Origin of the sequence: Corynebacterium sp. zg254 (assembly GCF_024701495.1) — a bacterium.
Classification (GTDB): domain Bacteria; phylum Actinomycetota; class Actinomycetes; order Mycobacteriales; family Mycobacteriaceae; genus Corynebacterium; species Corynebacterium zhongnanshanii.
This window is the reverse complement of record NZ_WIAR01000001.1, coordinates 292,551-315,602: the sequence shown is the minus strand read 5'-3', so window position 1 is coordinate 315,602 and position 23,052 is coordinate 292,551. Positions and strand designations below refer to the sequence as shown.

At 63.4% G+C, this 23,052-nt stretch carries 24 protein-coding genes; 17 read left to right on the top strand and 7 right to left on the bottom strand.

Features of this window, described 5'->3' with window-relative positions; translation table 11 throughout:
* Genes GC425_RS01515 through GC425_RS01505 form a run of 3 tightly spaced genes read left to right on the top strand, consistent with a single transcriptional unit; the run spans position 1 to position 3,608 of the window.
* Positions 1-1,548 (top strand): YifB family Mg chelatase-like AAA ATPase, encoded by a 1,548-nt coding sequence (locus GC425_RS01515; RefSeq protein ID WP_151844067.1) that lies wholly within the window; start codon positions 1-3, stop codon positions 1,546-1,548.
* The gene (gene dprA / locus GC425_RS01510; RefSeq protein WP_151844068.1) at positions 1,541-2,683 is read left to right on the top strand and encodes a DNA-processing protein DprA; all 1,143 of its coding nucleotides are present in this window, start codon (positions 1,541-1,543) and stop codon (positions 2,681-2,683) included. Before GC425_RS01515 ends, dprA begins: the two co-directional genes overlap by 8 nt.
* A gap of 10 nt (positions 2,684-2,693) precedes the next feature.
* Complete coding sequence (locus tag GC425_RS01505; protein WP_151844069.1) at positions 2,694-3,608, top strand: tyrosine recombinase XerC; 915 nt, start codon at positions 2,694-2,696, stop codon at positions 3,606-3,608.
* A 3-nt stretch (positions 3,609-3,611) separates the two neighbouring features.
* Here the strand turns inward: GC425_RS01505 and GC425_RS01500 are convergent, their stop codons facing one another.
* Positions 3,612-4,121: a M23 family metallopeptidase gene (locus GC425_RS01500; protein ID WP_151844070.1), complete on the bottom strand. Its 510-nt coding sequence runs from the start codon at positions 4,119-4,121 to the stop codon at positions 3,612-3,614.
* Positions 4,122-4,550: 429 nt separating this feature from the next.
* Between GC425_RS01500 and rpsB the strand changes: the two genes are divergently transcribed.
* From rpsB to GC425_RS01475, 5 genes are all read left to right on the top strand, one after another.
* On the top strand, positions 4,551-5,339 hold the full coding sequence (gene rpsB / locus GC425_RS01495) for a 30S ribosomal protein S2 (protein WP_151841689.1): 789 nt from the start codon (positions 4,551-4,553) through the stop codon (positions 5,337-5,339).
* A gap of 63 nt (positions 5,340-5,402) precedes the next feature.
* On the top strand, positions 5,403-6,221 hold the full coding sequence (gene tsf / locus GC425_RS01490) for a translation elongation factor Ts (protein WP_151841688.1): 819 nt from the start codon (positions 5,403-5,405) through the stop codon (positions 6,219-6,221).
* A 189-nt stretch (positions 6,222-6,410) separates the two neighbouring features.
* Positions 6,411-7,112 carry a UMP kinase gene (pyrH, locus tag GC425_RS01485; protein WP_223111913.1) on the top strand — a complete coding sequence of 234 codons (702 nt, stop codon included), beginning with the start codon at positions 6,411-6,413 and terminating at the stop codon, positions 7,110-7,112.
* A 22-nt stretch (positions 7,113-7,134) separates the two neighbouring features.
* Positions 7,135-7,692 carry a ribosome recycling factor gene (gene frr / locus GC425_RS01480; RefSeq protein WP_151841686.1) on the top strand — a complete coding sequence of 186 codons (558 nt, stop codon included), beginning with the start codon at positions 7,135-7,137 and terminating at the stop codon, positions 7,690-7,692.
* 10 nt (positions 7,693-7,702) lie between these two features.
* Complete coding sequence (locus GC425_RS01475; RefSeq protein WP_151841685.1) at positions 7,703-8,554, top strand: phosphatidate cytidylyltransferase; 852 nt, start codon at positions 7,703-7,705, stop codon at positions 8,552-8,554.
* Here the strand turns inward: GC425_RS01475 and GC425_RS01470 are convergent.
* Positions 8,551-8,922, bottom strand: a complete 372-nt coding sequence (locus GC425_RS01470; RefSeq protein WP_151844071.1) for a lipopolysaccharide assembly LapA domain-containing protein — start codon at positions 8,920-8,922, stop codon at positions 8,551-8,553. The genes GC425_RS01475 and GC425_RS01470 overlap by 4 nt on opposite strands.
* Positions 8,923-8,991: 69 nt before the next feature.
* On the opposite strand from GC425_RS01470, the gene rlmN reads away from it, so the two are divergent.
* Complete coding sequence (gene rlmN / locus GC425_RS01465) at positions 8,992-10,104, top strand: 23S rRNA (adenine(2503)-C(2))-methyltransferase RlmN (protein ID WP_151841683.1); 1,113 nt, start codon at positions 8,992-8,994, stop codon at positions 10,102-10,104.
* 45 nt (positions 10,105-10,149) lie between these two features.
* Here the strand turns inward: rlmN and GC425_RS01460 are convergent, their stop codons facing one another.
* Entirely contained in the window at positions 10,150-10,554 is a 405-nt protein-coding gene (locus tag GC425_RS01460; protein WP_231699700.1) for a DUF2631 domain-containing protein, read from the bottom strand.
* 109 nt (positions 10,555-10,663) lie between these two features.
* On the opposite strand from GC425_RS01460, the gene dxr reads away from it, so the two are divergent.
* From dxr to ispG, 3 genes are read left to right on the top strand one after another with little or no spacing between them, the layout of a single operon-like run.
* On the top strand, positions 10,664-11,848 hold the full coding sequence (gene dxr / locus GC425_RS01455; protein WP_151841682.1) for a 1-deoxy-D-xylulose-5-phosphate reductoisomerase: 1,185 nt from the start codon (positions 10,664-10,666) through the stop codon (positions 11,846-11,848).
* Positions 11,833-13,095: an RIP metalloprotease gene (locus tag GC425_RS01450; RefSeq protein WP_151844072.1), complete on the top strand. Its 1,263-nt coding sequence runs from the start codon at positions 11,833-11,835 to the stop codon at positions 13,093-13,095. Before dxr ends, GC425_RS01450 begins: the two co-directional genes overlap by 16 nt.
* 56 nt (positions 13,096-13,151) lie before the next feature.
* Complete coding sequence (gene ispG, locus GC425_RS01445; RefSeq protein ID WP_151841680.1) at positions 13,152-14,312, top strand: flavodoxin-dependent (E)-4-hydroxy-3-methylbut-2-enyl-diphosphate synthase; 1,161 nt, start codon at positions 13,152-13,154, stop codon at positions 14,310-14,312.
* Here the strand turns inward: ispG and GC425_RS01440 are convergent.
* On the bottom strand, positions 14,302-14,985 hold the full coding sequence (locus GC425_RS01440) for an ABC transporter ATP-binding protein (protein ID WP_151844073.1): 684 nt from the start codon (positions 14,983-14,985) through the stop codon (positions 14,302-14,304). The two genes, ispG and GC425_RS01440, sit on opposite strands and share 11 nt — an antisense overlap.
* Positions 14,979-15,821 carry an ABC transporter permease gene (locus tag GC425_RS01435; protein ID WP_374707621.1) on the bottom strand — a complete coding sequence of 281 codons (843 nt, stop codon included), beginning with the start codon at positions 15,819-15,821 and terminating at the stop codon, positions 14,979-14,981. The genes GC425_RS01440 and GC425_RS01435 overlap by 7 nt, the downstream gene beginning before the upstream one ends.
* A 113-nt stretch (positions 15,822-15,934) precedes the next feature.
* Between GC425_RS01435 and GC425_RS01430 the strand changes: the two genes are divergently transcribed.
* The 5 genes from GC425_RS01430 to GC425_RS01410 are packed head-to-tail and all read left to right on the top strand — an operon-like array spanning position 15,935 to position 20,852.
* Positions 15,935-16,975, top strand: a complete 1,041-nt coding sequence (locus tag GC425_RS01430) for a sensor histidine kinase (protein WP_151844074.1) — start codon at positions 15,935-15,937, stop codon at positions 16,973-16,975.
* Positions 16,972-17,601: a response regulator transcription factor gene (locus GC425_RS01425; RefSeq protein ID WP_151841677.1), complete on the top strand. Its 630-nt coding sequence runs from the start codon at positions 16,972-16,974 to the stop codon at positions 17,599-17,601. Before GC425_RS01430 ends, GC425_RS01425 begins: the two co-directional genes overlap by 4 nt.
* Before the next feature lie 23 nt (positions 17,602-17,624).
* Positions 17,625-19,451 (top strand): penicillin-binding transpeptidase domain-containing protein, encoded by a 1,827-nt coding sequence (locus GC425_RS01420; protein ID WP_151844075.1) that lies wholly within the window; start codon positions 17,625-17,627, stop codon positions 19,449-19,451.
* The gene (gene map, locus GC425_RS01415; RefSeq protein WP_151844076.1) at positions 19,444-20,304 is read left to right on the top strand and encodes a type I methionyl aminopeptidase; all 861 of its coding nucleotides are present in this window, start codon (positions 19,444-19,446) and stop codon (positions 20,302-20,304) included. Before GC425_RS01420 ends, map begins: the two co-directional genes overlap by 8 nt.
* An 8-nt stretch (positions 20,305-20,312) precedes the next feature.
* Positions 20,313-20,852 (top strand): carboxymuconolactone decarboxylase family protein, encoded by a 540-nt coding sequence (locus GC425_RS01410; RefSeq protein ID WP_151844077.1) that lies wholly within the window; start codon positions 20,313-20,315, stop codon positions 20,850-20,852.
* On the opposite strand, the gene GC425_RS01405 is transcribed toward GC425_RS01410, so the two are convergent.
* Both GC425_RS01405 and mtr read right to left on the bottom strand, forming a co-directional pair.
* Positions 20,821-21,645, bottom strand: a complete 825-nt coding sequence (locus GC425_RS01405) for an SDR family oxidoreductase (protein ID WP_151844078.1) — start codon at positions 21,643-21,645, stop codon at positions 20,821-20,823. The genes GC425_RS01410 and GC425_RS01405 overlap by 32 nt on opposite strands.
* A 9-nt stretch (positions 21,646-21,654) precedes the next feature.
* Positions 21,655-23,040, bottom strand: a complete 1,386-nt coding sequence (gene mtr, locus GC425_RS01400; protein WP_151844079.1) for a mycothione reductase — start codon at positions 23,038-23,040, stop codon at positions 21,655-21,657.
* Between the last annotated feature and the right edge of the window lie 12 nt (positions 23,041-23,052).

The following is a 23,052-nucleotide window of genomic DNA, read 5'->3' as shown; positions in this document are numbered from 1 at the left end:
ATGGGGATTGGACGTGCATATAGCGTGGCACTGGAGGGGCTTCACGGGGTGACCCTCACGGTGGAGTGCGACATCTCCCGCGGACTTCCCGGGATCTCCGTGGTGGGGATGGGGGATGCGGCCGTGGTGCAGGCTCGCGACCGGATCCGCTCGGCTCTGCGCAATAGCGGGATTGAGTGGCCGGGGTCGCGGACGGTGCTCAGCCTGTCACCGGCGGACCTTCCCAAGCACGGCGCGAGCTTCGACGTGGCCATGGTGTGCTCCATGCTGGTGGCGAGCTTGAATGATTCCCAGGCCTCCCTGGATATCAGGCACAGGGTGGAGGAGTCCATCATCATCGGCGAGCTGGGGCTGGACGGAGGCATACGGCAGGTGCCCGGTGTGATCCCCAAGGTGGTGCACGCGGCATCCGAAGGCTTCCGCTGGGTGGTGGTCCCCGACGCGAACGTGGACGAAGCGCAGCGAGCGGCGTGCTTGTGCGAGGAGGAGGCGCCGCAGATTGTTCCCGTGGCCACGCTGCACCATCTGGTGCAGTGGATGGACTCAGGGGCTGTGCGGCAGAGGCTCGCAGGATTGGAACAGACAGAAGGTATCGCGCTTCCCGCCCTGCCGGACATGGGGGATGTGGCGGGGCAGGTGGCTGCGCGGCGCGCGGTGGAGGTCGCCGCCGTGGGCTCTCATGCACTGCTGATGACCGGACCGCCGGGCAGCGGAAAATCCATGCTGGCGCAGCGTCTGCCGGGCATCCTCCCGCCGCTGACCAGGAAAGAGCAGGCTGAGGTGGCGAGTGTGGCGTCCTTGGCAGGGGCAGGCACAAGGCTTGAGGCGATCTGGCAGGGCCGGCGGCCCTTCATCGCGCCGCACCACACGGTCACGCAGGCAGCGCTCATCGGAGGAGGCGGCTATCCCCGCCCCGGCGCGGTGAGCCTCGCCCACCACGGGGTGTTGTTCATCGACGAGGTGGCGGAGGCCAACCCGCGGGTGTTGGACGCCCTGCGCGTGCCCATGGAAACCCGCCGCGTGGACATCATGAGGAACCGGCGAGTGGTAGAGTTTCCCGCGAACTTCCAGCTGGTGCTGGCGGCCAACCCGTGCCCGTGTGGGGCGGAGAGGGAAGCGGAGTGCCGCTGCCCGGCAGGTGTAAGGCTGCGCTACCAGCAGCGCTTGTCCGGCCCTGTGCGAGATCGCATTGATATCTATGCCACCACCCAGGGCTCCACCAGCATTAATCTTCTGGAGGCGAGCTCCCAGGACAGTAGCGAGGTGATCCGGGAGCGGGTTGCCGAAGCCCGCGAACGAAGTATCCACCGCTGGGGTGCACCCAACGCTCTGGTGCAGGGCAAGGTCATCCGGCGGGAGTTCCCCGCCGACGACAGCGGCATGGTGACGCTGCAAGATCTGCTTCTACACGGGGATTTGTCGCAACGCGGAGTAGACCGAGCGCTGCGCGTGGCGTGGACGTTGGCCGATATGGACGCCGTACAGCGCCCCTCCGTGGGCCACGTGCTGGATGCCGTGGAGCAGTTTGGGGGAGCGCAGCATGTTTAATCTGCAGATCCTGGAGGATTCGTCCACGGCGTGGGCATATCTCCGCCGGGTGGTGGAGGCCTCCCACCCCGTGGTGAACTCCCTGCTGGACACAGGCCTTCCCGTCAGCGAGGTCGCCATGGCCATCGCCGAGGCCAACCCACGGCTGCCGCGCGAGTTGTTGGAGGCAACACAAGCGCGCCGGGCGGTGGACCCCCGCCCGGACATGGAGTGCGCGAGCAGGCGGGGCTGGCGCCTCATCACCCGGGAGTCCCCGGAGTGGCCGGAGAGTTTCGGCTCGGCCTTCGTGACCCAGGAGCTTAACGTCCACAGCCTCAATAGCGCGGTGCGGGGCCTGCGCTTCGCGCCCTTCGCGGTGTATGTGGCGGGGCCGGGCGACCTGTCCACACTCGCCAGGCACAGCGTGACCATGGTGGGCACGCGGGCGGCAACTCGCTACGGCAGCGAAGTCGCCACCGAGTGGAGCGGGCAGTTCGCCGCCCATGGGCTGACGATTATCTCCGGTGGGGCTGAGGGGATCGACGCCTGTGCTCACCATAGTGCGCTGTCCCGGCGAAGTCCTACGGTTGCCGTGATGGCGGGCTCCCTGGATCGCCCTTATCCGAAAAAGCACTACGAGTTGTTCCGGCAGATCGTGGACGGTGGAGGAGTGCTGGTCAGTGAATACCCGCCGGATACCGCGCCGGCGCGCCACCGCTTCCTCACGCGCAATCGGCTTGCGGCAGCGCTCGGCGGGGCGACGGTTGTGGTGGAAGCCGCGTTAAGAAGCGGGGCACTGAACACACTGAACTGGGCCAACTCGATGAACAAACCCACCTTTGCCGTGCCGGGGCCCGTCACCACGGTGGGTTCGCAGGGATGTCTCAAGGCCATCCAGGAACAACGCGCCCAGTTGGCGCGCAGCGCAGCGGAGATCATCGAAGCACTTCAGGGCACGCAACTGAGCCTTGAGCTGTCCGGCCCATCCTTAAGCTGGGAGCAGACCGCCATCATCGACGCCACCCTCCGGCCCGTGGAGGTCGAAGAGATCCACCGGGACACCGGCCTGCCGATGGCGATTGTGGTAAGGCAACTGCGAACCCTCAGTTCCATGGGGCTGGTGAGACGGGTGGGAAACCAGTGGCAGAGAGTGTAACTTGAGGGGCATGGCCCAGATCCCCAGCCCCCAGGAAGCAGTGCAGCTCTACGAAGAGCACCTGCGCTACGTGGTGGGCCGCAGCGAGAATACGATCACTGCCTACCGCAAGGACCTCACCGCCGTGGTCGAGGGGCTAGATAGCCTCGAGGACTACACCCTGGATCACGCGAGGGACTGCCTCGGCTACGCCGTCGATGGTGGCGCCAGCCGCGCCACCATCGCCCGGCTCGTGAGCTCCATGAAAGGCTTCGGGAGCTTCCTTGCCCACAAACAGTGGCTCCCGGCCAACCCCATCGCGGGCCTCAAAGCCCCCAAAGCCCAGCGCGTCCTCCCGCGCGTGCTGCGCACACACCAGGCAACCGACCTGCTCGACGAGCTCTCCGAACGCGCCCGTGACCCAGAAGCCCCCGCCACGTTCCACCGCGATCGCGCCATGCTGGAACTACTCTTTTCCACCGGCATCCGTGTGTCCGAACTCGTGGGCGCGGACATCGACGACTGCGACCTGTCCCAACGCCTGTTGCGCGTGACCGGTAAAGGCAACAAGACCCGCGTGGTTCCCTTCGGCACGGCTGCCGCAGAAGCCCTGACCCGATGGCTCGACGTGCGCCGGGAGTTCCACGTGGACTCGAAGTCCGGCGCAGCCCTCTTCCTGGGCGTGCGCGGAGGACGGATCGACCAGCGCCAAGTCCGCAGCGTTGTCCGCGAACTCACCAGCCTGTCGGACAGCGGCCCCACGCTCTCGCCCCACGGCCTGCGGCACTCCGCCGCCACCGCCATCCTGGAGGGCGGCGCGGACCTGCGCGCCGTGCAAGAAATCCTGGGTCACTCGTCGATGGCGACCACGCAGATCTACACCCACGTCGGCACCGAACGCCTGCAGGCTGTGTTCCGGCAGGCCCACCCCCGCTCCGGGCACTAGGCGCTAGCGCTTCAGCACGATAGTCGGCTCGCCCAGCAGTGTGAGCGGATCGATGTAGGTGTCCTTACCCACCTTCGCGCCCCAGGACAGCCCCTGCGAGGCCCGCGTCGTGTGCTCCGCATCCACCAGCCACCCCAGCGTCTGACCGCGGCGCACGCGCTGGCCCGCCGCCACGCCCGCCCGCACCGGCTCATACGTGGTGCGCAGCCCATCGGGGTGCATCACCGACACCACAGGCGTGCCCGCGACCACGCCAGCGAAGTACACCACACCGCCGCGGCTGGCGTGGATCGCCTGACCAGGACGCGCCGCCAAATCGACGCCACGGTGCCCCGCTATCCAGTTCTGCTCTGGAATGTCGGCGGGCTTCATCAAAGCACCGGGCACAGGCCGTGCATGGGTTGCGGAGAAGGGGGACGGCGCGCCGTGGGCGTCGGCAGAAAAAATAAAGAACACCGCCAGTGCGCACAGGGCGGCGAGCACGGGCAGGCGTGGGAAAAATACACGAGTCATGGACACAGCGTGGACGACGCGCGAGCCTCCCGTAAAGACCCCATCCACGATTCGGCGAAATCTGTGGAAAACTCCGCGCGTTATTCACAGGACACGGCAGGGCACACTTGAAGAAAGTGCAGGCTATAGCGTAGTCTGATGCAAGCAGTATGCGCTGTTTCCCGCACGAAACGTTGCCCGCGAATGCAACCGCAGGTCACAGGCTACTGACTACGCGTGGGTAATTCGTACCTCTTCCATGTCTGACCAGCACGGTCCCAGATTTTTCTGGGCAACTATGGTGAGCCACACCCCAAGAGAAGACCCACTAGGGTGGCGAAAAAATCGTCACAGGAAAACCGTCAAACCCCCAAACTGTGAAAGCGAGGAAGGGGCGGCGTGGAGCACATACGACCTCCACAGCGAGAGTGAAGCCGCCCCTGTAACACCATGGCTGTTGTTACTTTGCGCCAAATGCTCGACGCTGGTGTCCACTTCGGTCACCAGACCCGCCGTTGGAACCCAAAGATGAAGCGCTTCATCTTCACCGACCGCAACGGCATCTACATCATCGACCTGCAGCAGACCCTGACCTACATCGACGAAGCATTCGAGTTCGTCAAGGAGACCGTTGCCCACGGCGGCAACATCCTGTTCGTAGGTACCAAGAAGCAGGCCCAGGAAGCTGTGGCTACCGAGGCTGAGCGCGTGGGCATGCCCTACGTCAACCACCGCTGGCTGGGCGGCATGCTGACCAACTTCCAGACCGTTGCCAAGCGTCTGTCCCGTCTGAAGGAACTCCAGGCAATGGAGGAAGCAGAGGACGGCTACAAGGGCCGCACCAAGAAGGAAGTTCTGATGCTGACCCGCGAGCGCAACAAGCTGGAGCGCGTCCTGGGCGGTATCTCCAACATGTCCAAGGTCCCATCCGCACTGTGGATCGTTGACACCAACAAGGAGCACATCGCGGTTGCTGAGGCACACAAGCTGAACATCCCCGTTGTGGCCATTCTGGACACCAACTGTGACCCAGACGTTGTCAACTACCCAATCCCAGGCAACGATGACTCCATCGGTTCCGTTCAGCTGCTGTCCAACGTGATCTCCACCGCTGTGGAGGAGGGCCGCAAGGTTCGCGCTGAGCGCCAGGAAGCTGCTGCTAAGGACGCTGCCGGTGACAAGCCAGCAGCTGCCGAGGCCACCGAGGCCCCAGCAGAAGAGACCCCAGCAGCAGAGTAAAACCTGCGCTACTCTATTGAGCGAACCCAACACTTCCACACACTAGAGGAGGATCGCCCCACCATGGCGAACTACACCGCCGCAGACGTAAAGAAGCTGCGTGAGATCACCGGGTCCGGAATGATGGACTGCAAGAAGGCTCTCGAGGAGGCCGAAGGCGACTTCGACAAGGCCATCGAGATCCTGCGCATCAAGGGCGCCAAGGACGTCGGAAAGCGCGCAGAGCGCTCCGCATCCGAGGGCCTGATCGCCGTATCCGGCAACACCATGATCGAGGTCAACGCTGAGACCGACTTCGTGGCCAAGAACCAAGAGTTCATCGACTTCGCCAACAAGGTTGCTGAAGCTGCTGCCGCCGCTAAGGCAAACTCCCGCGAAGAGCTCGAGGCCGTTGAGGTCGACGGCCAGTCCGCTGCAGACGCTCTGCAGCAGCTGTCCGCAAAGATCGGTGAGAAGCTGGAGCTGAAGCGCGCTGTGACCGTTGAGGGTGACAACGTTGCTGTGTACCTGCACCACCGTTCCGCTGACCTGCCACCAGCAGTGGGCGTGCTCGTGACCTACACCGGTGACGACGCCGCAGCTGCCAAGGGCGCCGCAATGCAGGTTGCCGCTCTGAAGGCTAAGTACCTGTCTTCCGAGGATGTTCCTGAGGAGATCGTTGCCAAGGAGCGCGAGATCGCAGAAGCAACCGCACGCGAAGAGGGCAAGCCAGAGGCCGCCCTGCCAAAGATCACCGAAGGCCGTCTGAAGGGCTTCTTCAAGGATGCCTGCCTGCTCGAGCAGCCATCCGTGACCGAGTCCAAGAAGACCGTTGCACAGGTGACCGAGGAAGCTGGCATCACCCTGACCGGCTTCGTCCGTTACGAGGTTGGCCAGGCCTAAGAGGTCCAGCTCACCGCGTGAACCCGAACCTGCTACGTGCAGGTTCGGGTTTTCTTATATCTTCGGATGTATGATGTAGGGCGATCAAGTGAACCCCATCCATATCCGATCCAAAGGAGCACCGTGAGCAGCACCGTAGGCGACAATGCACAGGGACAGGAACAACAGCGCGCTGGATACAAGCGCGTGATGCTGAAGCTCGGCGGTGAAATGTTCGGCGGCGGCAAGGTTGGCATCGACCCCGACGTGGTGCAAAACATCGCCCGCCAGGTCGCCGAGGTATCCAAGTCCGGGGTAGAGGTGGCCATCGTCATCGGCGGCGGTAACTTCTTCCGCGGCGCGCAGCTGCAGCAGCGCGGCCTGGACCGCTCCCGCTCTGACTACATGGGCATGCTCGGCACGGTCATGAACTGCCTGGCGCTCCAGGACTTCCTCCAGCAGGAGGGCGTGGACTGCCGCGTGCAGACCGCCATCCAGATGACCCAGGTCGCCGAGCCTTACCTGCCGCTGCGCGCCGACCGTCACCTGGAGAAGGGCCGCGTGGTCATCTTCGGTGCGGGCATGGGCATGCCGTACTTCTCCACGGACACCACCGCCGCCCAGCGTGCCCTGGAAATCGGCTGCGAGGTTCTCCTCATGGCCAAGGCTGTTGACGGCGTGTACGACGATGACCCACGCACCAACCCGGACGCCACCATGTTCCACGACATCACCCCTCGGGAAGTGATCGAACGCGGCCTCAAGGTGGCCGACGCCACCGCTTTCTCCCTGTGCATGGACAACAACATGCCCATCCTGGTGTTCAACCTGCTGACCGACGGCAACATCGCCCGCGCCGTCTCTGGCGAGCAGGTGGGAACCCTGGTGCAGTCCAACGACGGCACTGCATAACGCTCCTGGTAGGTTAGTAACCATGATTGACGATATTCTTCTGGACTCCGAAGAGCGCATGACCAGCTCCGTTGAACACGCTCGCGAGGACCTCACCACCATCCGCACCGGCCGTGCCAACCCGGCGATGTTCAACGGCGTGATGGCTGAATACTACGGCGCGCTGACCCCCATCACCCAGATGGCCACCATCAGCGTTCCCGAGCCACGCATGTTGCTCATCAAGCCATATGAGCAGAGCCTGATGAACGATATCGAAAACGCGATCCGCAACTCGGACCTGGGCGTGAACCCCACGAACGACGGTCAGGTTCTGCGTGTCACCATCCCGCAGCTGACCGAGGAACGACGCCGCGAGCTCGTGAAGATGGCGAAGTCCAAGGGCGAGGACGCGAAGATCGCGATCCGCAACATCCGCCGCAAGGGCATGGAACAGCTCGGAAAGATTCAGAAGGATGGCGAAGCGGGCGAGGACGAGGTGAAGGCCGCTGAGAAGGAGCTCGAGAAGGTCACGCACAACTACGTCACCCAGGTGGATGCCCTTGTGTCCAACAAAGAATCCGAATTGATGGAAGTCTAAACGAGGACCGATGGCTGCTCCAAAGCCAAAAAATGGCGCCGGTCGTAATCTGAAACAAGCGATCGGCGTGGGAGTCCTCCTCGGCGCGCTGGTCATCGCATCCCTGATGAACCCCATCGCGTGGTACCCCTTGGTGGCCATTGCGGTGGGGCTTGCCACATATGAAGTGTGGCGCCGCCTGCTGGAGGCCGGCTATGTGGTGAACCTCCTGGTGTGCGTCCTCGGTGGCCAGGCGATGCTGTGGCTCTCCTTGCCCTTCGGTACCTCCGGGCTCATCGCGGGCTATGTCACCAGCGTGCTGGTGCTGATGGTGACGAGGCTGTTCCATTACGGGCGTAACTCGCCCCCGCACAATTACGTGCGCGATGTGGCTGTGGGAACGTTCATCATGACGTGGATTCCGCTGTTTGCCACGTTTGCGGCGATGCTGTCCCGGATGGAAAACGACAGCGCAGATGGCGTGATGTTTATCCTCACGTTCATGATCTGTGTGGTGGCCTCCGACGTGGGAGGCTACGCCTTCGGCGTGTTCTTCGGCTCCCACCCGATGGCTCCGGCCGTGAGTCCCAAGAAGTCCTGGGAGGGCTTCGCCGGTTCCATCGTCACCTCCATGGTGGCGGGAACGTTGTGCGTGGTGTTCCTCCTCGAGGCTCCGTTCTGGATCGGGATTCTCCTCGGCATTGGCCTGGCGATCTGCGCCACGCTCGGCGATTTGGTGGAATCGCAGTTCAAGCGAGACTTAAAGCTCAAAGACATGTCTCACATGCTGCCAGGACACGGCGGGCTGATGGACCGCATGGATGGTCTGCTGCCCGCCGCAATGGTGACCTGGGTGGTGCTGAATATCATCAGCTCCGTCTAGCGACGGGTGACTTGGCGTCGCAATTGCATGATGCGCACGCCGCCCACCAGAGCCATCACCAATGCGCCGATAATGGCGGCCAGCAGCATACCCACGCCAATGGGGAAGTTGAGGTTCCAGGCGAAGAAGGTGATCTGCGCGCTCTGTTGGTTCTGAAGGATGAATACCAGCAGCACGATGAGCAGGAAGATGCCCAGGATCAGGGCAACCCAGGTGCTTCCCGCGATCGTCCGTTCCACCTCAGGGGTGGTTTCCTGAACAGGGGTCTCCTGAGGCTCGAACGAGGGGGTGTCCACCGGTGCCGTCTCCTGAGGAAACTCTGCGAAAGGATCAGTGGACTCATTCGGTTGAGGATGTTGATTCGTCATGAGACCTATTCAACCATAATTTCTTAATTCCCCTGTGCCACCCTCAGCCATGTACTATTGGGCACCATCATGGGTACACCAGTAACGCTTCAATTTTCCGCTCCCAAGCGCGGGATGCCACCTGTACATCTCGCTGATCTTCACCGCGAGGACATCCAAACTCGCGTTCAGGACCTAGGCCTGCCCAAGTTCCGTGCGGATCAGATCATTCGCCAATACTATGGCCGCCTCCAAGGCGATCCGCTGAGCATGACGGATCTTCCGGAGGCGAAGAGGGAATCCGTCAAGGAGGCGCTGTTTCCCGATCTGATGCACCCGGTGCGCTCGCTGAATACTGACGACGGCGAGACCCGCAAAACCCTGTGGCGCCTTCATGACGGCACCATGCTGGAGTCTGTGCTCATGCGCTACCCGGACCGAGCCACGCTGTGCATCTCCTCCCAAGCAGGCTGCGGCATGGCCTGCCCTTTCTGCGCCACGGGCCAGGGCGGATTGGATCGTAACCTGTCCGTGGGAGAGATGGTCGAGCAGGCCCGCTACGCCGCCGTGGCCATGCGAGACGGCGAAGTCAGCGGTGGCCCGGGCCGCCTGTCCAACATCGTGTTCATGGGCATGGGCGAGCCTCTGGCGAACTACAAGCGCGTGGTGGAGACTATCCGCAAGATCACCTCGCCCGCTCCGGAGGGGTTTGGCATCTCCCAACGCAACATCACCGTCTCCACCGTGGGCTTGGCACCGGCGATCCGGAAGCTGGCGGATGAGGACATGAAGTGCCGCCTGGCCGTGTCCCTCCATACCCCCGACGACGAACTTCGCGACGAGCTGGTTCCCGTCAACAACCGCTGGTCCGTGGCCGAGGTGCTGGACGCCGCCCGTTACTACGCGGATAAATCCGGCCGCCGGGTGTCCATCGAGTACGCCCTGATCCGCGACATGAACGACCAGCCGTGGCGTGCCGAGCTGTTGGGCAAAAAGCTGCGTGGCGCCCTGGGCAACCAGGTGCACGTGAATGTGATTCCGCTGAACCCCACGCCGGGCTCTAAGTGGGATGCGTCCCCGAAGGAGCGCCAGGATGAATTCGTGCGCCTGGTGGAGGCCCAAGGGGTGGCGTGTACCGTCCGCGATACCAAGGGGCAGGAAATCGCGGCTGCCTGTGGGCAGCTTGCCGCCGAGGAGCGATAACAAAAAAAGACCGCCGTTGATCGGCGGTCTTTTTAAGAAGTGGTACTACTTCTTGATGTTCAGAGCCAGCAGCTCTTCATCGGAGAGGTCCGCGTAGGCTCCGGTGAGATTCTTCTGGTCAGCGCTCCAGTTAGGCTCGATGTGACCCACTGGCTTGTTGTTCGCGTGCAGGCGAGTGGACTGCTTACCTGGAAGGCCGGTCACCATGATGGTGGTTCCAACGAAGCACACAACGGCCAGGACGATGAGGTAGATGTTCTCAACGTTGCCGTGGTGGTTACCGAACAACATGGCCAGCAGGAACAGACCACCGCAGATACCGGCGGTTGCCATTGCTCGAGTGGACAGCGCGCTCCAGCCCCAGGCTGCGCTTGGCACGTCGTCGGTCGAGACGCCGTTGTGAACTTCAGCTTCCTTCTTGTGGGACGCCACGATTCCTCCTGATGTCAAAAAATTCTATCCCCGCCATTTTGTCATAGATCTGCTGAAAATAGCGCATCATCGCCGGGACAGTCCCGAATTTAGGTGTGATTTTTGGGGTGAGGCTAGACTAGCTGACGTGAATAAGACACGAGTTGTTGTTCTTGGAAGTACCGGTTCGATCGGAACGCAAGCTCTTGAGGTCATTGCACACAACGCTGATCGCTTTGAGCTTGTGGGCATCGCCGCGCAAGGATCCCAGCCCGAGCTGCTGGTCGAGCAAGCGCGCCAGTTCGGTCTTGCCGCCGACCACGTGGCGGTGGCGTCGGAGCGTTCTGCGGACATCATCGACGCCGAACTGGACGGACACGTGATCCGCGGGGTGGATTCCGCCCGCCAGTTGGTGGAGAGCTGCGCGGAGACACTGACGGACAACGACGTGATCTTAAATGCCCTGGTGGGCTCGCTGGGGCTGGATGCCACCCTGGCGACGCTCGCCACGCGGGCGAAACTTGCGCTGGCCAATAAGGAATCGCTGGTGGCGGGTGGACACTTGGTGCTCGACGCCGCAGATCCCGGACAACTGGTGCCCGTGGATTCCGAACACTCCGCGATGGCTCAGTGCCTGCTGGCGGGGCGTGCCGACGAGGTGGACACGCTGGTGCTGACGGCCTCCGGCGGTCCGTTCCGTGGCTGGACCCGTGAGCAGTTGGAGCCCGTGACGCCGCTTCAGGCCGCCCAGCACCCGACGTGGTCGATGGGACAGATGAACACGCTGAACTCTGCGTCCTTGGTGAATAAGGGGCTGGAATTAATTGAGGCGAGCCTGCTGTTTGGCATTCCCGCTGAACGCATCGAGGTAACGGTGCACCCGCAGTCGATCGTCCATTCCATGGTGACGTTCTGCGATGGCGCGACCATCGCCCAGGCTTCGCCGCCGTCCATGAAACTCCCGATTTCCCTGGCGCTCGGCTGGCCGGATCGCGTGCCGGACGCGCAGCCGAAACTCGATTTCCGGCAGGCTGCCACGTGGGAGTTCGAGCCTCTGGACGACGAGGTCTTCCCCGCCGTGCGCGTGGCCCGGGAGGCCGTGACCGCCGGTGGAACCATGCCCGCGGTCTACAACGCGGTGAACGAGGAAGCAGCCGTGGAGTTCTTGAACGGGCGCTTGAGCTTCCCCCGCATTGTGGACACCATCGAGGTGGTCATGAGCGACCTTACCCACCTCGCGGCGCAACCGCGCGACCTCGAGGATGTCCTTGCTGCCGAACGAGAGGCCCGCACGAAGGCCCATGAGAGGATGCAACCGTGGCTTTTGGACTAGGAGTCCTGCTGTTCGCGGTGGGGATCATGTTCTCCATCGCCTGGCACGAATTGGGCCACATGCAGGCAGCACGCATGACCGGCATGCGCGTACGCCGCTACTTCGTGGGCTTTGGCCCCACCATCTGGTCCTTCACCCGTCCCTATAAGGGCAAGACAGGTGGCACCACGGAGTACGGCGTGAAGGCCGTGCCCTTGGGAGGCTTCTGCGACATCGCGGGTATGACCCTGCTGGATGAGGTCTCCGAGGATGAAAAACCCTACGCCATGTACCGGCAATCCGCGGTGAAGCGCATCTTCGTGCTGCTGGGCGGCATCATCATGAACGTCATCCTGGCGCTGGCGATCATCTACGGCGTGGCCATCAAGTGGGGATTGCCGGACACTTCCGTGGTGTTCACACCCACCGTGGCGGAGACCGCGTGTGTCTCGCAGTCTCAGAATGCGGACGGCACGCTGGAGCCCTGCACAGGGAACGGCCCTGCCGAACAATCCGGTGTGCGCGCAGGGGATACCTTCACCCGCTTCAACGGCGTGGACACTCCAGATTTTCAGGCGTTAACCCGGGAGATCTCGCGCGTGGCGTCGGATAATAAGGACACACACGCGGCAGGGGATCACATCAGCGTGCCCGCGACGGTGGATCGTGGCGGCCAGGTGGTGGATTTGGACGTCCAGGTTGAGCTGGTGGAGCGGCTGAACACCGCCGGGAACACCATGCTGACCGGCGCCATCGGCATCAAGGCCAAGCAGCCGGAGTACACGATTCTGGAGTACAACCCGGTCACCGCAGTGGGCGGCACGGCGCACTTCGCCGGCACCATGGTGAGCCAGACGGTCGAGGGAATGATCGCGATCCCGGAGCGCGTGCCAGGCCTCGTGCGCTCCATCTTCGGTGGCAATCGCGAGCAGGATTCGCCTATGTCTGTGGTGGGTGCCTCGCGCGTTGGCGGCGAGCTGGTGCAGTATGAGCAGTGGCAGACCTTCTGGATGATGCTGGCCAGCTTGAACTTGTTCCTGGCGGGATTCAACCTGCTGCCGCTGCCGCCACTGGACGGCGGGCACATCGCCGTGGTGCTGTGGGAGAAGATCCGCGACTTCTTCCGCAGGCGCCGAGGCTTGGCACCCGGTGGTCCTGCCGATTACACCAAGCTCATGCCGCTGACCTACGCCGCGACGGTGGTGCTGATGGTCTTCGGCGCGATGGTGATTGTTGCTGACGTGGTGAATCCCATCAAGTTGTTTTAGCGCGCGTACACTAGAGCCCAGTCATACACTCACAAGGAAGAGGTAAGAGCACCCCTATGTCCGGAATTTCCCTGGGTATCCCCGACGGCCCTCCACCAGTGCTGGCACCGCGGCGTAAGACCCGCCAGTTGAATGTTGGCGGCACCTGGGTGGGATCGGATCATCCGATCACTGTGCAGTCCATGACCACCACCAAAACCCACGACGTGAATGCCACCCTGCAGCAAATTGCCCAATTGACCGCTGCGGGCTGCGACATCGTGCGTGTGGCGTGCCCGAAAACTGTCGACGCCGAAGCTCTGCCCGCTATCGCGAAGAAGTCCCCGATCCCCGTGATCGCCGATATCCACTTCCAGCCGAAGTATATTTTCTCCGCGATTGATGCTGGGTGCGCCGCCGTGCGCGTGAACCCCGGAAATATCAAGGAGTTCGACGGCCGTGTGAAGGAGGTCGCGAAGGCCGCGGGCGATGCAGGGATCCCCATCCGCATTGGTGTGAACGCGGGCTCGTTGGATAAGCGCCTGCTGGAGAAGTACGGCAAGGCCACTCCGGAGGCCTTGGTGGAGTCCGCCTTGTGGGAAGCGTCCCTGTTTGAGGAGCACGGCTTCGGGGACATCGCGATTTCTGTGAAGCACAATGACCCCGTGGTGATGGTGGATGCCTACCGCCAGCTGGCGGCAAAGTCCGATTACCCACTGCACCTGGGTGTGACGGAGGCGGGGCCGGCGTTCCAGGGAACCATCAAGTCCTCCGTGGCGTTCGGTGCGCTGCTGTCCGAGGGCATCGGCGACACGATCCGCGTGTCCCTGTCCGCGGATCCGGTGGAGGAGATCAAGGTGGGCGACCAGATCCTGCAGTCGCTGAACCTGCGTCCGCGCAAGCTGGAGATTGTGTCCTGCCCGTCGTGTGGCCGTGCTCAGGTGGACGTGTACACCCTGGCCGACGAGGTGACCGCCGGCCTGGAGGGCATGGAGTTCCCGCTGCGCGTGGCTGTGATGGGCTGCGTGGTCAACGGGCCAGGGGAGGCCCGCGACGCCGACCTGGGCGTGGCCTCCGGTAACGGCAAGGGCCAGATCTTTGTGAAGGGTGAGGTGGTGAAGACCGTGCCTGAGGATCAGATCGTGGAAACCCTCATCGAAGAGGCCATGCGCATCGCCGAGGAGCAGGGCCTGGAGGCCGTGGAGGGCGCCAAGGCCGAGGTGAAGGTTACCCAGTAGGCTGCAGCACGCGGCCGTCGACGATCTCGACCACGCGGTCGAGCCCTGTGAGCTGTTCCTGATCGTGGGAGACATAGAGCACGGGGATGCCGTCTTCTCGTGCGATGCCGGTGATCAGCTCGGTGACCAGGCTCGCGTTGTCAGAGTCCAGGGCGGCCGTGGGCTCGTCCACGAGCAGCACGTCCGGCTGGTTCATGAGCGCTCGGGCAAGGTTGACGCGCGCCTGCTGGCCACCGGAAAGCTCGGAGACGCGTGCTCCCGTTTTATCGCCGAGGCCCACTCGTTCCAATAGCTCGGCCGCGCGGCGTGTGGTGGCGCGCCACTGAGCGCGGCGAAGTCCCCACGGCCGATCCAGCCTGGCCATCACCTGCAATTGCTCCTGGGCCGTCAGTGAAGGCAGCAGGTTGGGCTGCTGAAATACGATGCCCACGTGTTCCCGGCGCGTCCGAGCGCCGCCGTTGATGAGGTCGATGCTGTCACCTAGCGTGGCAGTTCCACTGGTGGGTTTCTGAAGTCCGGCCGCCACGGCCAGCAGGGTGGATTTACCGGAGCCGGAGGGACCGGTCAGGCCCACGACCTCTCCGGGGTTTACGCTGAGGGAGACGTGATCCAGAAGCCTGCGCGTGAGGTTTCCGTCTTGAATGTCCAGGGTGATGTGGTTGAGGTTTAGCATGTCAGTGCGCTCCGTGGGTTGATGGACAGGATGGGCTTGATGGAGATCGCGGCGCCGAGCAGTCCCGCGGCCAGGAGGATTAGGGCAGGGGTCGCGATGGTCTGCTGGCTCAGCACGATCGGGATGCCGGAGATCAGACTGCCTGCTCCCAGCGTTACCAGCGTTCCGATGACGATCCCCAGAGCGAGGACCACGAGTGCTTGGCCGAGGGCGTCGACCATAATGACCGGGCGAGAACCACCGAGGGCGGCGGTGATGGCCACGCCACGCAGGCGTTGGATAGTCCACACCGCGAAGAAGGCGCCGAGCACGAGCGCGGAGATGACGTACAGAAGGGTGATCATCAGACCCAATGAGCTCTGCTCGCCCTGGTAGGAGCCGGAGGTGTTCAGCGCGTCCTTGCCCTGCAGAGCTTCGGGGTAGTCAGGATCGACCACGCCGAAGGAGGCCGCCCCGGGCATGGCGTCCACCTCGTGGTCGGGTGCCCAGGTGATGGGCTGGTGCTCGAGGTAGAGATCCTCTGGCCCGTCGCCGGTCATGTAGATGGTGTCCGGTGTGCGAGCGATGTGGACGATGCGGCCACCATGAGCGTGGATGTCCTCAGCCTGAGCATCGTCGATGTGGCTGCTGGACAAGCCCGTGCCATTGACGACGACGGCCTTATTTCCCTCAAGCTGATACTGCAACGCGGAGACGGATTGGTGGGACAATCCTGCGGCCAGCGAGCTCAAGAACGTCACCATGATGGTGATCATCATGATGGTGGTGATGATGAGCGCCGTGCGTGCCTTGGCGGTGCGGAGCTCGGCAAGCCCCTGAAACATGATTCCATTCATAGTCTCCATCCTTGCCTGGCCTGTGCGCTGGCACATCGGGCGCAGGATCGGTCTTTAACTCATACTTTTGGTGGAGGTGGAGTGTGAGGGCTGTGCATTAGGCTGGGGGCATCATGGTCAAAAAATTGGATCAGGCCTGGGTGTTTTTAGGCCACGGCCTGCATGTGTTGGTTGCCGCCCTGTGGGTGGTTGCTGTGCTGAACGACGGGCTCAGTGCTGCGGCGGTGGTGTTTGCGGTGCTGTATGCCACAGGGATGTTCATGTCACCCCGCTGGGTGTGGCTGCTCGCGGTGAGCGCGGCGTGGGCGTGGTGGCTGTATGCAGCGCCCTCGGCGGCGTTTGTCGCCTTCGCCCTGTTCTTCCTGGTGGTGCGCTTCCTTCCCATCCGGTGGGCCATCCCTTGCGTGTTCGCCGTGGCGGCTGTGGCGGTCGTGTCGCTGGGCGTGGAGAAGGGTTGGACGCTGGGCGGGGTGATCGGCCCCGTGACCGGCAGCCTGGTGGCCCTGGGCCTGGGCATTGGCTTCCGTATGCTGCGCCGGGAAACCGCCACGGCCGAACGCGCCCGGCTGGCCGGGGAAATCCACGATACAGTCGCCCAGGGCCTGGTCTCCATCCAGATGCTCCTGCACTCCGTGGAGCAGAAGATCGACCGGCAGTGGGGTGAGGTCCCGGAGGATCTACGCCGCGATCTGCAGCTGGCCCGGCAGACCGCGCAGGCGAACCTAGAGGATACGCGCCGCATCATCGCTGAGCTGCAGCCGGCGCAACTGGAGGGTGCGGACCTTCCCACGGCGGTGCGGTCCGTGGTGGCGTCCACCCCGATGGGCGAGCGGATGCGCTGCACCATCGATGGGGACGCCCGGCCCCTCGCCGCACGAATCGAGGTGGAGATCGTGCGCATCACCCAATCGTTGGTGTCCAATGTGGTGAAGCATTCCCATGCCGACGCCGCCGCGGTCACCCTCACCTATCAGCCAGACGCCGTGCGGGTCGATGTGGTGGACAACGGCTGTGGGTTCCAACCGGATGACGCCAGGCTGAGCCCCGTCGGCTTAGGGGCCGTGAAAAGAAAGGTGACCACCATGGGAGGAACTATGGACATCGAGTCCGAGCCAGGCCACGGCTGTGGCGTGTCGATCGAGGTTCCAGCATGATCCGAGTACTCATCGCCGACGATCACCCCGTCGTCCGCGCAGGCCTGGCTTCCATGGTGGAGGGCCACGATGTGGATGTTGTGGCCAGCGTGGATTCCGCGCAGGAAGCCGTGGAGCTGTGTAGCACCACGCCTGTGGACGTGGTGCTCATGGACTTGCGCTTCGGCGAAACCCCGAACTCCACAACGGGTGATGGCGTGTGGGCCACGGAGCAGATCCGCGCGCTGCCGAATCCGCCTCAGGTGCTGGTGGTGACCAACTACAGCACGGACTCCGATGTCATGGGGGCCATTAGCGCTGGCGCCGTGGGCTACCTGCTGAAAGACTGCGGCCCCACCCAACTGCTGGAGGGCATCCGGCAGGCCCACAGGGGCGAGACAGTGCTCAGCCCGAACGTCATGGGCAAGGTCATGGGACGGCTGTCCAACCCGATCGAAAAGCTCACCGCCCGCGAACTCGATGTGCTCCGGGAGGCGAGTCTTGGCAAATCCAACCGCCTCATCGCACGCCAGCTGGTGCTCACCGAAGCCACGGTGAAGTCTCATCTGACCCATGTGTTCGCCAAGCTGGGGGTGAACAACCGAACAGCGGCGGTGGCCGTGGCGCGGGAACGCGGAATTCTGTAGACCGGCAGGTAGTGTCAGGACTCATGAGAACAGTTCTTGCAGCGACCACAACCGTCGGCTTGGTTTTCGGCCTGTCCGCGTGTACCCCGAAACCGGATGTGGCGGACGAGGTTGCTCAAGAGTTCCTGTCTGCGATGGCCGCCCGCTCCACCGAGCAGGCCGGGGGCCTGACCGATAACCCCCAGGAGGCCCACGACCAGCTGGATCAGACGTGGGAGTCCATGCAGGCCGAGGGTCTGTCCGCGGTCCTGCAGCGGGTGAACACCGACGGTAACATTGCCACCGCAACCTACCGGATGGACTGGAGCCTCCCCGGTGATCGCCACTTTGGTTACGATTCCACGATGAAGCTCACGAAGTCGGGCGACCGGTGGAATGTGCGCTGGCAGCCATCCGTTGTACACCCTGACCTGGGCGCACGCCAGCACATGGAGCTGCGCAAGGTAGCCGCGAAAACCGCCAACGTTGTGGGCAGCGACGGGGCAGTCCTGCTGGAGCCGGGCACGATCACCCGCGTGGTCCTGAACACGGACACGGCCGGCAACGTGGGCGGGGCGATCACACGCATCGCCCGGGAATTGGACGTGTTGCGCGCCGAGGATCCTGCCGTCCCCAACATCGACGCCGACGCTCTCGCCCGAGAAGCCGCCGACGTGGACGGGGACTTTTCCGTAGTGACGCTGGGGGAGATCCCCGGCAAGAAGCTCCAGCGCGCGCTCGACGGCATGAGCGGGCTGCGCTTCAACACGGAAGCCGCGATGGTCCGCCCGGACCCGGGCTTCGCGCCGGACATCATGTCGCGCGTGTCCTCGCTAGTGGAGGACGATCTCAAGGGCAAGGATGGCTGGAAAGTCGTCTCCGTGAACACTGAGGGGGCGGAACTCACCACGCTCAATGAGACCGACGCCCAGCCCGCGCCCAGCGTCCACATCAGCCTGTCCCGGCAGATCCAGCAGGCTGCCCAGTCCGCGGTGGATACCCGCAAGGGCGCGGAGGCGATGATGGTGGTGATGCGCCCGTCGACGGGAGAGATCCTGGCTGTCGCGCAGACGAAGGAAGCCGATAAGAAGGGAAACCTGGCGTTGACCGGCCAATTCCCTCCCGGCTCGACGTTTAAGATGGTCACGGCGTACGCGGGCCTCACGGAGGAGGACCTCACTCCGGATTCGATGGTGGGCTGCCCGGGCACTCAGGACATTGGTGGCCGCATCGTGACGAACTACAACGGCTTTTCCCTGGGCACCACGCCTCTGCAGAACGCGTTTGCGAAGTCCTGTAACACCACGTTCGCAGACATCTCCACCAAACTTGAGCCGGGTCATTTGCAAGAGATCGCGAAGCAATTCGGGCTGGGCGTCGATTATCAGATTGAAGGATTGGACACGATCACGGGTTCGGTTCCCCACGGCGAGACGATGCTGGACCGCACCGAGTCGGGTTACGGTCAGGGCCTGAATCTGGTGAGTCCGTTTGGGATGGCGCTGGTGGCGTCCGCGGCGGCGTCTGGTTCCCTGCCCACGCCCGTGTTGATTCCGGGGGAGGGGCATGAGACGTCCGCGAAGGGGACGGTGCAGGAGTCCTTGAAGCCGGAGAAGATCGAGGAGTTGCGCCAGATGATGCGTGCCGTGGTGACCAATGGTTCGGGCGCGGGAATCGCCGGCGCGGGTGAGGTCTACGGTAAGACCGGTGAGGCCGAGATCAACGGCGGATCGCACTCGTGGTTCGCCGGATACCGCGACGATATTGCCTTTGCCACGCTGGTTGTGCTGGGTGGCGGTTCGGAAAACGCGGTGGGCGTGACGAATAGTTTCTTCAGCAACCTGGACGAGTACAGTGGAGCGCATGACTAGAGCTCCACTTGTACCAGGAAACCCCACCCCGATTCGCCCCGTTGCCCACTCGATCGAGCGGCCAGAGTACGCGTGGAAGGATTCCGTACAGGAGGCGATGGGGGAGCCGTATGTCCAGACTCCGGAGACCATCGAGAAGATGCGCGAGGCCAGTCGCATCGCCGCCGAGGCGTTACGGGAGGCCGGCAAGGCCGTGGCCCCCGGCGTGACCACCGACGAGATTGACCGCGTGGCCCACGAGTACATGTGCGATCACGGCGCATACCCCTCCACGCTGGGCTACATGCATTTCCCGAAGTCCTGCTGCGTGTCCCTGAACGAGATCATCTGCCACGGCATTCCGGACAGCACCGTGATTGAGGACGGGGACATCGTCAACATTGATGTCACGGCCTACAAGAACGGCGTGCACGGGGATACCAACGCCACGTTCTTGGCCGGGGATGTCTCCGAGGAGCACCGCCTGCTGGTGGAGCGCACGGAGAAGGCCATGTGGCGAGGCATTAAGGCTGTCAAGCCCGGCCGTGAGATCAACGTGATTGGCCGTGTGATCGAGGCCTACGCGAAGCGTTTTGATTACAACGTGGTGCGGGACTTCACCGGCCACGGTGTGGGACCGACCTTCCACAACGGCCTGGTGGTCCTGCACTACGACTCCATGGCGTACACCGACGTGCTGGAGGAGGGAATGACCCTCACCATCGAGCCGATGCTGAACCTGGGTGGCCTGGAGTACGACATCTGGGATGACAACTGGACCGTCCAGACCCGCGACCGGAAGTGGACCGCGCAGTTCGAGCACACCCTGGTGGTGACCGAGGATGGATGCGAGGTTCTTACTTCTCTGGAATAGTTAGGAGTATGAATACTCCTGGACCGGCACGATTCCGAGAACTGGGCCTGATCAACGGCAGCATCACTGCCCTTGGCGCCCGGGTTCAGAAAAGAAAGACGCTGGGCGTGTTTGCCACTCTGGGCCGCGCCCGGCGCCTTTTTCGCATGTGGCTGCTGTATTCGGCGACGATGATGCCCTTCGGCTACCTGTCGCGTCAGGATACGGAGCTGATCATCCTGCGTGTGGCGTGGCTGCGCGGCAGCGCCTATGAAACCGACCAGCATCGCGATCTCGCCCGCCGCGTGGGGTTGAGTACCCAGCAGATCGACGCCGTACAGACCCCAGAACACGGCTTCACCGGCAGGCGCGCGGTTCTCCTCGCAGCCACGGATGAGCTCGTGCGCGACAAGCAGCTCTCGCCGACAACCCGGCAGCGGCTTACTGCAGAGCTCTCTGCCCGCGACCAGGTGGCCTTCGTGATGCTGGTGACGAACTACGACGGCCTGGCCACAGCCCTGGACGTGCTCGGCGTGCCTATCGACGAGCCCAGGCGAAGCCGCGGTTGAGCAGCGTCATGGCGGCCTTATAGGCCCACGGGCAATTCACCTGCGCCCAGCGGGCGACGGCGATGTCCCTGCTGGTGGTGATGAGGTACTTATTCTTCCGCACCCCAGCCCGGATTGCCTGAGCCGCGTCTTCCGGGCGTATGGCGTGTCCCTGGAACAGCGCGGTGGCCTTCTGCACTCGTTTGTTTGACCGGTCCACCCCGTGAATGTCGATGGAATGCACGAGGGGAGTATCCACCGCTCCGGGCGCGACAACGTGCACGTCCACGCCCAACGGCTTCATATCAAAGCGTAGTACCTCGGCCATGCCCATCACCCCGGCTTTGGACGCGGAGTACGCCGCGTGCCACGGCAGGCCTAAGATTCCCGCCGCGCTGGAGACGAAGACCAGCTTGCGTCCGGGCTTGTGTCCATCACCCAAATAGTGTGCGAAGGCCTCCACCATGTGGATAGACCCCATCAAGTTGATGTCGATGACTTTCTGCCACTTGTCGTGAGGGAGGCTGCGGGCGTCGCCCCACAGGGAGATCCCCGCGACATGATGGACTTCGTCGGGAACACCGAACTCTGCCACGACCCGATCGGCCCACTCGGTCACCGCTTCGACATCGGCGATATCCAGCACCTCGGTGTCCACGCGGCAGTCCGTGCACTGCCGCGCGGTGTCCGCCAGCCCGGCCTCATCCCGGTCGGCCAGCAGCAGCGTTGCGTCAGTAAAGGACAGCGCCAACGCCCGCCCAATTCCGCTGGCTGCACCAGTGATGACCACAATGTTTGGTTCCCGATACTTCATGCTGTCTCATTATGGCAGCAATCCTTCAGGATCGGGGGAGGAAAACTCCAATCCCAGCAGAGCGTTTTCCACGACCTCCGTCAGCGCCGGGTGCGGCCAGTACTGGTTTTTGGCGAACACGCGGGCGTCGATGCCAAAGGTCATGGCAGTCACGAACGGCTGAATCAGCGTGGCGGCCTGGTGACCCAGCACGTGCGCGCCCAGGATCTCGCCGGTCTCCGCGTCGGCAATGACCTTCGCGATGCCCACCTGATCTTCCATGGCCCAGCCGTAGGCCACGTCCCCAAAGTTCTGCACTTTCACCGTGAGCGTCCGCCCGGTGTCCCTGGCCTGTGCTTCCGTCATGCCGACCGTGGCGATCTGGGGATGCGTAAACACACCCGACGGCACCGCGCGGTGATTCAGCGCGATCAGGTCATCCGGGTGCGCGATGTTGTGCGCCACCACCCGTTGCTCGTTGTTCGCGACGTGCTTCAGCTCGAACTCGTTCGATGCGTCCCCCAGCGCCCACACGCCGTCTGCGCTGGTGCGTCCGTAGTCGTCGACCAGGATCCGCCCGTTGTCATTAATCTCGACGCCGCCGGCCTCCACATTCAGAGTGTCCGAATTATTGATGCGCCCCATGGCTACGAGCACTTCGTCGGAGATGATCTCGGTTCCGTCGTCCAATGTGAGCGCGATGGAGTCCCCGCGCTCCTCGGCGCGCTCGACCGTGCGGCCGAGCTTCAGGTCCCACTGCGCGGCGGCCTGCTCGTTGAAGCGCTCCACGATCGTGTCGTCCAGCTTCCGCAGCAGGCGAGGGGAGCGGTTGACGAGCGTGACGCGGGAGCCCAACGCGGAGAACACGTGGGCAAACTCCACGGCCACGATTCCGCCTCCCAGGATCGTGAGCGTCTCCGGAACCTCCGGCAGGCGCATGATGCTCTCGTTGGTGTGGTGCCGCACGCCCTGGATGTACTCCGGGATGAACGGCCGCGTGCCGGTGGCGAGCACGATCTGATCGCCGGTGATGACCTCGTCGCCAACCTTGAGTGTCCGCGGCCCCACGAACTCGGCGGCCTGCTCGAACAGGGTGATGTTGGGGGTCTCCTCACCGCGGCGATACTTCGCCCCGCCCTCGGAGATGGGGTCGATGCGCTCGCTAAAGATGCGACGTTGCAGGTCCTGCCAATCCACCTCCTGGACCGACGCCTGCACACTCACGCGCGAGGCTCCCTCGATCTCCCGGATGACATCCGACGGATAGACAAACATCTTCGTGGGAATACAACCCACGTTGATGCAGGTGCCGCCGAACACCCCCTTTTCGATGATGGCGATCGACAGATGCTCGTTGTCTGGGCTGGGGATGGAGTTGCCGGATCCGGTTCCGATGATGATGAGGTCGAAGTGCATAACGCGTCCTAT

Excerpts from the sequence above, each read along its gene's own strand:
- rlmN (WP_151841683.1), top strand. The coding sequence starts at position 8,992 with ATGGGTACACCAGTAACGCTTCAATTTTCCGCTCCCAAGCGCGGGATG.
- pyrH (WP_223111913.1), top strand. The coding sequence starts at position 6,411 with ATGCTGAAGCTCGGCGGTGAAATGTTCGGCGGCGGCAAGGTTGGCATC.
- GC425_RS01435 (WP_374707621.1), bottom strand. The coding sequence starts at position 15,821 with ATGAATGGAATCATGTTTCAGGGGCTTGCCGAGCTCCGCACCGCCAAG.
- map (WP_151844076.1), top strand. The coding sequence starts at position 19,444 with ATGACTAGAGCTCCACTTGTACCAGGAAACCCCACCCCGATTCGCCCC.
- ispG (WP_151841680.1), top strand. The coding sequence starts at position 13,152 with ATGTCCGGAATTTCCCTGGGTATCCCCGACGGCCCTCCACCAGTGCTG.
- GC425_RS01515 (WP_151844067.1), top strand. The coding sequence starts at position 1 with ATGGGGATTGGACGTGCATATAGCGTGGCACTGGAGGGGCTTCACGGG.
- dprA (WP_151844068.1), top strand. The coding sequence starts at position 1,541 with ATGTTTAATCTGCAGATCCTGGAGGATTCGTCCACGGCGTGGGCATAT.
- GC425_RS01505 (WP_151844069.1), top strand. The coding sequence starts at position 2,694 with ATGGCCCAGATCCCCAGCCCCCAGGAAGCAGTGCAGCTCTACGAAGAG.
- mtr (WP_151844079.1), bottom strand. The coding sequence starts at position 23,040 with ATGCACTTCGACCTCATCATCATCGGAACCGGATCCGGCAACTCCATC.
- GC425_RS01425 (WP_151841677.1), top strand. The coding sequence starts at position 16,972 with ATGATCCGAGTACTCATCGCCGACGATCACCCCGTCGTCCGCGCAGGC.
- frr (WP_151841686.1), top strand. The coding sequence starts at position 7,135 with ATGATTGACGATATTCTTCTGGACTCCGAAGAGCGCATGACCAGCTCC.
- GC425_RS01475 (WP_151841685.1), top strand. The coding sequence starts at position 7,703 with ATGGCTGCTCCAAAGCCAAAAAATGGCGCCGGTCGTAATCTGAAACAA.
- GC425_RS01410 (WP_151844077.1), top strand. The coding sequence starts at position 20,313 with ATGAATACTCCTGGACCGGCACGATTCCGAGAACTGGGCCTGATCAAC.
- GC425_RS01420 (WP_151844075.1), top strand. The coding sequence starts at position 17,625 with ATGAGAACAGTTCTTGCAGCGACCACAACCGTCGGCTTGGTTTTCGGC.
- GC425_RS01500 (WP_151844070.1), bottom strand. The coding sequence starts at position 4,121 with ATGACTCGTGTATTTTTCCCACGCCTGCCCGTGCTCGCCGCCCTGTGC.
- rpsB (WP_151841689.1), top strand. The coding sequence starts at position 4,551 with ATGGCTGTTGTTACTTTGCGCCAAATGCTCGACGCTGGTGTCCACTTC.
- tsf (WP_151841688.1), top strand. The coding sequence starts at position 5,403 with ATGGCGAACTACACCGCCGCAGACGTAAAGAAGCTGCGTGAGATCACC.
- GC425_RS01405 (WP_151844078.1), bottom strand. The coding sequence starts at position 21,645 with ATGAAGTATCGGGAACCAAACATTGTGGTCATCACTGGTGCAGCCAGC.
- GC425_RS01440 (WP_151844073.1), bottom strand. The coding sequence starts at position 14,985 with ATGCTAAACCTCAACCACATCACCCTGGACATTCAAGACGGAAACCTC.
- GC425_RS01470 (WP_151844071.1), bottom strand. The coding sequence starts at position 8,922 with ATGACGAATCAACATCCTCAACCGAATGAGTCCACTGATCCTTTCGCA.
- GC425_RS01430 (WP_151844074.1), top strand. The coding sequence starts at position 15,935 with ATGGTCAAAAAATTGGATCAGGCCTGGGTGTTTTTAGGCCACGGCCTG.